A 3,398-nucleotide genomic window follows, 5' to 3' on the forward strand; every position below is an offset into this window, starting at 1 on the left:
GGCGTTCGCCGAGTTCGAGCGGGCCATCATTCGTGAACGTCAGGCCGAGGGCATTGCCATCGCTAAGGCGAAGGGCAAGTACAAGGGTCGTAAGCGAGTCCTGACCGCCGAGCAGGTCGACAAAGCCCGGGCCCACATCGAGGCAGGGGAGGGGCCATCAGTGATCGCCCGCAATCTCGGAGTTGGCCGATCCACGCTCTACCGCGCACTACAGCGCGTTGAAGCGGGCGGGCGTGGACGCACCAGCCACTGACCCCCGCCCTGAAGATGGTGGGTATCGCTAGCCACAGCAGCTCGACCGCCGAGATTCGGCACTCGGGAGGGACCGCGGTTCTTGCTGACCTTGCGCAGTTTCTCCAGGCACGAGTCAGTGCAGCCGGAAGCCGGACGGGCCACCTATCCGACGCTGTCCCGGTGTGCCGGTGCTGTGGAACTGGCCGTGGTCTTGTGGTCACGCGGAGCAGTGCCCGGGGCAAGGATCGCTAGCAAGACTGCGGCTGCGGCGGTGAGGATTGCCAACGTAAGTGTGGCCTGACTGCTGCCGTTGACAAATGCCTCTTTGGCGTAGTCGACCAATGGTTGCGCCATTGGTCCGGCTTGTGCGGCGATCTCTAGGGCGGCGGCCAGGGAGTCGGAGACCGGACCGCGGGCAGGTTCGGGTAACTGAGGCAGGGCGGGTTGGATGTGGCGGGTGTATCCGGCGGCCAGCACACTGCCGGCCACTGCGATCCCCATCGCAGCGCCGATCTCGCGGGCCGCATCGTTGACTGCGGCGGCGACCCCGTGTTTGCTCTCCGGAGTTTCGGCGATGATCGCGTAGGTCGCTGGGGCTGTGCATAGTCCGAGCCCTGCGCTCATGATCAACAGCGGCCATAGCAGGTCGAGGTAACGTGCGTCGACGGTCATCCGGCTGACCAGCATCAGGCCAACTGCGATGGTCACCAGACCGGCGACGGTCATCACTCGTAGTCCAAATCGCTGTGACAGTCGGGGGGCGATCACCGAGATCACGATCAGGGGGACCGTCATCGGCACCAATCCCAACGCCGAGGCCAGCGGTCCGTATCCCAGGATCAGTTGCAGGTACTGCACCAGGAGTAGGAATACCCCGAAAGTGACCAAGAATTGGATGGCCACCGACAACGAGCCGGCGCTGAAGCCGCGCTTGGCGAACAACCGAACATCCAACAAGGGGGCCGAGGATCGCAGCTCAATCAGGATAAAAAAGGCTGTCGCCAACATGCCGGCCCCGGCGCTGGCGAGAACGATCGGGTCGGCCCAGCCCCGCGCGGGAAACTCGATCGTGGCGAATACGATTCCCGCAACCGCGACTGCAGCTGCCGCCGCGCCCACCCAGTCCACGGGAGGGTGATCATGCTGGCTGGACTCAGCGATCGTGCATGCCAGCGCGGCCAGTAGGGCTCCCGCTGCGGTCAGTCCGACAAATACCGACACCCACGACCAGCGCTCAAGCAGCACCCCGGCGCCGAGGATGCCTAACACTGCTCCGGAGCCGGCGACTCCAGCCCACACACCTACTGCTCGGCCGCGATGAACGGCGGCGAAACCAGCAGTCAGAATCGATAGCGTCGAGGGCATTACCAGTGCAGCGCCCGCCCCGGCAATCGCTCGCGCAGCGATCAACCAGGCCGGGTCAGACAGCAGCAGGGGAAGTGCGGACGCCATGGTGAATATCGCCAGGCCTATTACGAGAACTGCGCGTCTGCCATAGCGGTCACCGATCGCTCCAGCGGGCAGGACCAGGCACGCCAGTACCAGCGTGTAGCCGTCGACGATCCAGGTCAGCTGGGCTTGCGTCGCTCCAGTCTCTACCGCAATCTCCGGTAATGCCGAATACAGCGCGGCCATGGCCGCGACCACCAACGCCACGGCTAGGCACGACACCGTGAGCATCCACCATTCGGCTCGGGTCCACCGGGATGACTCGGTGATGGTCTGTTGGGGTGAGTGCATCGCCGGCCCCTTGCTGTGAGATGATCGGTCTTGGTCTGAGACAAGTAGTATCACAGTATCCGACTGGCTGGACAGGTTAGCTTGGACGAGAAGTAACCGTCGGCCGAAGGGGAGAGCGTGAACGACTGGAGTGCTGACCGGCCCGCTACGGACGACGATCAGCTCGATCCGCGACTGCTGCGCTCACGAAAACGATTGCTCGACGCTGCCACGCATCTCCTGAGCACTGGTGGTGTAGAGGCGGTTACCGTCGAGGCGGTCACTCGAATGTCAAAGGTTGCGCGGGCCACGCTCTATCGGCATTTCGGCGGGACCGCCCAGTTGCTTGCGGCGACCTTCGAGCGGCTGTTGCCTCGCGTCGAGGTCTCTGCCGACAGTGGGTCGGTACGAGACCAACTCATCGCGCTTCTCACGGCCCAAGCCGACCTGATTGACCAGGCGCCGCTGAACATTACGACTCTGGCTTGGCTGTCAATCGGATCAGTCGGCGGCGATCCTGCCGATTCGGCCGCGATCACCTCACTGCGCAGTCGAGTCATCGAGGAGTACCGGCAGCCCTTTGACCACATCCTCACACAGCCTGACGTACAGGCACAGCTCGGCAACATCGACACCCCCTTCGCGATCGTTCAACTCCTGGGCCCCGTCGTGTTCGCTCGCCTCACTGGGCTCTGCACGGTCGACCACGACGGATGCGTGCAACTTGTTGATGATTTTCTTGCTGCCCGCAAGCAGGGAGACAAACCCATCCCGGCCGAGTTCGGCCACGATCTGAACCGCCCAGGCGCCGTCGGCGGACCTTGCTGAATCAAGGCGGTCCTTGTTGTTCGATAGGTGGGACCGCTCGCCGCCGAGGTCGCCGACTCGGAGGTGGCCTCCCGCGGCGGTGAGTTTGGCCTAAGTCCTCGAGTTTCTCTGTGACTGCAAAAAGTGTTCAACCTCGACCACGATGAACAGGGCAGTGGCAGTAATAACAGTGCGGCCCTCTGCATCCTCCATCGTGGACCTAAGGTCCAATTTCCGGCCATCGCGAGACCGAACTGCAGCGCGCAGGATGTACGGGGTGTCGAGTAATGCTGGCGCAAGATAGTCGAGCGCGAGACGGCGCGTCACGGCGAGCTCGCCGACCGAATACAGCAAGAAGCCGAATAGGTCGTCAATCACGGTCGCTACCGCGCCGCCGTGTGCAATGCCGGGTGCCCCAACGTGACGCTGGTCGAACTGGTGGTGTGCGACGACGCCGTCTCCGTCACGCCGTACCGAGAGGAAATGTCCATTCGGGTTCTCTGGTCCAGTCGCGCCCACCACGCCTACTGATCAAGTGCCGGGTTGCGAGGTGTCGAGTTCCCGGCTGTGGCCCGGCCAAGACGCCATGGCGCACGGCTTCCTTTACGGGCTCTTCCGGATCCGGAGTGCGTAGCTGG

At 63.6% G+C, this 3,398-nt stretch carries 3 protein-coding genes and 1 pseudogene; 2 read left to right on the forward strand and 2 right to left on the reverse strand.

Annotation, left to right across the window (positions count from 1 at the left end):
* Positions 1-253, forward strand: a 253-nt coding sequence (locus tag HMPREF3086_RS03080) for a helix-turn-helix domain-containing protein (protein ID WP_141763965.1), incomplete at its 5' end; no start/stop codon positions are given.
* A 143-nt stretch (positions 254-396) separates the two neighbouring features.
* Here the strand turns inward: HMPREF3086_RS03080 and HMPREF3086_RS03085 are convergent.
* Positions 397-1,974, reverse strand: coding sequence for an MFS transporter (locus HMPREF3086_RS03085; RefSeq protein WP_061230163.1), 1,578 nt, complete (start codon positions 1,972-1,974; stop codon positions 397-399).
* A gap of 117 nt (positions 1,975-2,091) precedes the next feature.
* Here HMPREF3086_RS03085 and HMPREF3086_RS03090 point away from each other — a divergent pair, with 117 nt between their 5' ends.
* The gene (locus HMPREF3086_RS03090; protein WP_070720133.1) at positions 2,092-2,781 is read left to right on the forward strand and encodes a TetR/AcrR family transcriptional regulator; all 690 of its coding nucleotides are present in this window, start codon (positions 2,092-2,094) and stop codon (positions 2,779-2,781) included.
* A gap of 90 nt (positions 2,782-2,871) precedes the next feature.
* On the opposite strand, the pseudogene HMPREF3086_RS03095 reads toward HMPREF3086_RS03090, so the two are convergent.
* Positions 2,872-3,267 (reverse strand): annotated as a pseudogene (locus HMPREF3086_RS03095) (PaaI family thioesterase); the annotation flags it as partial.
* Positions 3,268-3,398 lie beyond the last annotated feature (131 nt).

Source organism: Dietzia sp. HMSC21D01, from assembly GCF_001815995.1.
Classification (GTDB): Bacteria; Actinomycetota; Actinomycetes; order Mycobacteriales; family Mycobacteriaceae; genus Dietzia; species Dietzia cinnamea.

Excerpts from the sequence above, each read along its gene's own strand:
- HMPREF3086_RS03085 (WP_061230163.1), bottom strand. The coding sequence starts at position 1,974 with ATGCACTCACCCCAACAGACCATCACCGAGTCATCCCGGTGGACCCGA.